This window comes from Shewanella sp. (genome assembly GCF_051658185.1).
GTDB lineage: Bacteria > Pseudomonadota > Gammaproteobacteria > Enterobacterales > Shewanellaceae > Shewanella.
Window position 1 is genome coordinate 1 of sequence record NZ_JBOFMC010000284.1, and the last position, 4466, is coordinate 4466.

Below are 4466 nucleotides of genomic sequence, written 5' to 3' on the forward strand. Positions count from 1 at the left end.
GGTTTCCGTGAGGAAGGGGTGCACTAATAACACATTCGCAATCCGTTGCGCTTGGAGTGGTTATGAAGCCAGAAGAATTGATCGATGCGGTGATCAGCATCGCTACGGATGCGGGCATCGCGATCCGCGACATTTACCTAAAAGGCAGTTTTGAGCGGGAATTAAAGTCTGACAACACCCCGGTGACCACGGCGGATTTGACGGCCCACCGGCTGATTTGCGAGCGCTTAAGCGCCTTAACGCCTGATATCCCCATTTTGTCTGAGGAAGCCGCCGACATCCCCTTGGCAACGCGCCAGACGTGGCAACGTTATTGGTTAGTCGATCCCCTCGATGGCACCAGTGAGTTTATTGCCGGCAGTGGTGATTTTTCGGTGATTATTGCGCTGGTGGAACATAATCGGCCGGTGATGGGCGTGGTGTACGCGCCGATGACGCAGGTCTGTTATTACGCCATTGCGGGATTAGGGGCTTATAAGCGCACAGATAAGCAGGAGGTGCGGATTTGCAGCCGGCCGATTTTGCACCGTGAGCAGGTGTCGCTGCGCTTGGCCGTCAGTCGCCGGCAGGATCCTCAATCAGTGCTGACGCTCTTTCATCATCCTAATCATTGTGAGTTGGTGGTGATGGGCGGCGCGGCCTTAAAGAGTTGTCTTGTTGCCGAAGGGCGGGCCGATTGCTATGTGCGCGTGGGCCCAACGGGGGAGTGGGATACGGGCGCGGCGCAAATTATTGTCGAAGAAGCCGGTGGTCAACTGATGGATATTGAGCTGCAGCCGCTGACTTACAACGAGCGCGACACTTTAGAGAACCCCAATTTTATCGTCGTCGGCGCCCCCAATTTAGCCTGGGATAAGATCTTAATTGGAGAATAATCCCACCATGACACACATTCGTCCGGTGCTTAAGTCAGAGCTGTCTGCGGTGTATGAACTTGAGCGGGAGATCTTTGGCGAGCACAGCTATCCTGATTTCTTTTTTCGGCAAGCTTTTGATTGTTGGCCCGCGCATTTTTGGGTTGCCGTGGATGCGAACCGTCGCGAGGCTAAGGACGAGGCGGCTAACGCTACGGTGGCTAACACTGCGTTGGCGGCTAATGCTGCGGCTGTGCACGGTTATTTGCTCTGCGCCCAGAGCGGCTCTCCCGAGTGTATGTGGATTTTATCGGTGGCGGTGAGCGCGGCTAAACGGGGTCAAGGTCTCGGCCGCGGGTTGCTGATGCAGTGTTTAGCACAGCTCCCGCCCACCGTGCGGCGCTTATACCTCACGGTTGACCCCAATAATCCGGCGCAAGCCTTGTATCGCCAGTTAGGATTTGTCGCCACCACCTTGGAGGCCGATTATTTTGGTGCGGGTGCCGATAGGATAGTGATGCAGTATCAGCCAGCGTAATGGTGCGCACTTAACCTAGGTGCGCGGCTATGCCGCTGGGTTCGCAGGTGGGAGAGGGAGCATCGGATGGAGAAATCATGCTGCTAACAAGACGGTTTTTGCCGTATTTTGTGACTCAGTGCCTTGGGGCGCTCAATGACAATATCTACAAAAATGTGTTGCTGTTGTTAGTGACCTTTAGTCAGGTCGAATTGCCCATCAGTGTCGATGTGTTTGTGAATTTAGCGGCAGGCTTATTTATTTTGCCGTTCTTGCTGTTTTCAGCCCATGCGGGTCGCATCGCCGATAACATGGATAAGGCAAAACTTATCCGCCGGTTAAAGTTGCTTGAAGTCATTATTATGTTCAGCGCGGCCATCGCGATCGTCACCCAGAGCTATATGATGATGTTATTAATGCTGTTTTTAACCGGCAGCCAATCTGCCTATTTTGGCCCAGTGAAATATTCGCTCCTGCCCCAAGCGCTGAAGGAAGATGAGTTAGTCACGGGCAATGCTTGGGTTGAGCTTGGGACCTTTATTGCCATTTTGACCGGGACACTCGGCGCTGGGCTGCTCATGTCTGCCCCTCATGGCTCCCTTTGGGCTGCGGTGACCGTGGCGTCACTTGCCCTTGTGAGTTATTTATCGAGCTGCGTCATTCCGGCATTGCCTGCACCGGGGCCAGTTCAAATCATCCCCTTTCGCCCGCTTTCGGGCACTTGGGCGAGCCTTAACCAAGCCCGCCAGACGCCATCTATCTGGATGGCGATTGTGGCGATCAGTTGGTTTTGGTTTTTAGGGGCGACCTACCTCACTCAGCTGCCTAATTTTGCGAAATTGCATTTGCACTCGGATGCGACCGTGGTGTCTTTGCTACTCGCATTATTTTCGATCGGTATTGCCGCCGGCTCGTTCCTGTGTGAGCGCTGCTCTTTTGGCCATGTTGAGCTCGGTTTAGTGCCATTTGGGGTGCTGGGTTTAACCTTATTTGGCATGGATTTGTATTGGGCGACCCCGCCGGCTGCCAGTGTCAGTGCGGTTTATGGCTTGGCGAGCTTTATTGCCCAAGCGCAGCATTATCGCGTGATGCTGGACTTTTTTATGGTTGGCGTGAGTGGTGGGCTTTTTATTGTGCCCTTGTATGCGTTTATTCAGTCGCGGTCACGTCAAGGGGAGTGCGCTCAGGCGATTGCGGCAAATAACATTATGAATGCGTTGTTTATGGTGACTGCGGCGTTATTGTCTATCCTGCTGCTGTCGCTGGCCCAATGGAGTATTCCTCAGCTCTTTTTACTGCTCGCGGGGATGAACGTGCTTGTTGCCTGGTACATTTACGCACGGGTGCCTGAATTTACCCAAAGATTGATCAGTTACCTTGTGAGCCACCTGTGGTACCGCGTTAGGGTGGTTGGACGCGACAATCTCCCGCGGGAGGGCGCCGCTCTGCTGGTTTGTCAGTATGTGAGCCCTGCATGCTGCGATAGTTCAAGCTATTTAAGCGATAGTTCAAGCTATCCAAGCGATAATTTGAGCCTTCCAAGCCATTTAGGCCATCCCAGTCATCTTCGTCAGTTAGACCCGATAGCCGCACTGATCATCATGGGGATCGCCGCCCGGCCAATCCGTGTGGTGCAAGCTAACGTGCTGGGTGAAACACCTCGACTTAACGCGGAGTTAGGTCAGCGTGGGCGGCTCCTGCTTGGCTTGGGCACGCAGGATGAGGAGGCGTGCGCAGCCGATTCTGGCGCCGATAGCTCATGCACAGAGGCAGAGGTGATCCGGCAGGCGCTCGTCAATGGCGAGTTAGTGTGCCTCTTTATCAATGGCCACACGGCGCCAGAGGCAGAGCTTAGCCGCGTCAGCCCAGATATCGCCAGTCTTCTTACTAAGGAGTCGGTGCCGCTGCTCGCCATGACGCTTGATGGCATGGGGGACTTGCCCAGTGTTTATCAAGTGCTGCGTCGGCGAGTGCCTAGAGTGACTGTGACGTTAAATGCGCCTGCGACGTTAACCGCGCCACAGGCGAGTTTATCAGCCCCGCGGGGATGAGCTTGGCGCGCTATGGTCTAGCCATTCGTGCATGGCGCTATGGCTGCCCTTAAAGAGGATCCGCGCGGATTTTTTCTGCAGCTGGTATTGGTACATAGGGTCGTAATACTCCCGCAGTAATCGCTCAATCCACAACAGATGTTGTGACGTTTGATTTTGATTGCGCTGCTGCGTGAGCGCCTGTTGCATCATCTCTTGTAATGCTTGGTATTGCTTACCGCCGAGACGTTTACGAATGCTCGTTAGGCTGTTGAGGAGATAGTGGCTAAAGGCTGTAAAGCCGGCCTCCACTCCCAGACGTTCAGTAAACCCACGATGCATTTTGTGCACATATTCATCGAGTAAGCGCTCGAGCCGCCGGTCGTCATCTTCTTCTAGTACTAAGATATCAGCCGCTTGCATGGCGTTGTAAAAGGGGAGTGGCAGCGCCGAGCGGCCAATAAGATAGCTCTCATCTTCGAGCAATAGCCAACGAGCATGGCGCTCTTGATGGCGCAGCAATGCGATAGCCAATTGATTCTCAAAGTTGATTTGGGTTGGCTGGGGGTCGATTTGTTTACCAAAACTCGAGCCGCGGTGATGGGCGATGCCCTCAAGATCTACCGCCTCAGGCCGCTGTTGTAGAAAATCGGTTTTGCCGCAGCCGGTCATGCCACTCAAGCTGAGTAGGGGGCGGTGGCTTGGCGCCGTCTCTATCACACCAATTAAATACTGGCGCATGGCCTTGTAGCCGCCCTCAATGTAGGCGACATCAAGGCCCGCATCTTTGAGCCATTGCTGGGTGAGCTGCGAGCGCAGGCCACCACGAAAGCAATAAAGGTTCGCCTCAGGCTGCGCCTTGAAATAGTCTAACCATGCTTCCAGCCGTTGCTGTTTAATCGGGCCCTGCACAAGGGAATGGCCCAAGGCAATGGCCGCTTGCTGACCTTGCTGTTTATAGCAGGTGCCCACTCGCTCCCGCTCGCTGTCGTTCATCAGCGGTAGATTGGTGGCATTGGGAAAGGCGCCGCGCAGGAATTCAATCGGCGCCCTCACATCCATTAA

The 4466-nt window shown here is 54.3% G+C and carries 3 protein-coding genes and 1 pseudogene; 3 read left to right on the forward strand and 1 reads right to left on the reverse strand.

From position 1 onward, the window contains the following. Positions 1 to 62: 62 nt before the first annotated feature. The 3 genes and pseudogenes from cysQ to ACRCZA_RS10905 all read left to right on the forward strand — a co-directional run. Complete coding sequence (cysQ, locus tag ACRCZA_RS10895) at positions 63 to 875, forward strand: 3'(2'),5'-bisphosphate nucleotidase CysQ (RefSeq protein ID WP_438674460.1); 813 nt, start codon at positions 63 to 65, stop codon at positions 873 to 875. A gap of 7 nt (positions 876 to 882) precedes the next feature. Next, positions 883 to 1392 carry a GNAT family N-acetyltransferase gene (locus ACRCZA_RS10900; RefSeq protein WP_438674461.1) on the forward strand — a complete coding sequence of 170 codons (510 nt, stop codon included), beginning with the start codon at positions 883 to 885 and terminating at the stop codon, positions 1390 to 1392. 77 nt (positions 1393 to 1469) lie between these two features. After that, positions 1470 to 2840: pseudogene (locus ACRCZA_RS10905) on the forward strand (MFS transporter); the annotation flags it as partial. 564 nt (positions 2841 to 3404) lie between these two features. On the opposite strand, the gene mnmH reads toward ACRCZA_RS10905, so the two are convergent. Next, positions 3405 to 4466: tRNA 2-selenouridine(34) synthase MnmH (mnmH, locus tag ACRCZA_RS10910; RefSeq protein ID WP_438674462.1), on the reverse strand; the 1062-nt coding region annotated here is incomplete at its 5' end.

What these genes read in the sequence shown, in the direction of transcription:
- cysQ (WP_438674460.1), top strand. Translation starts at nt 63, where the DNA reads ATGAAGCCAGAAGAATTGATCGATGCGGTGATCAGCATCGCTACGGAT.
- ACRCZA_RS10900 (WP_438674461.1), top strand. Translation starts at nt 883, where the DNA reads ATGACACACATTCGTCCGGTGCTTAAGTCAGAGCTGTCTGCGGTGTAT.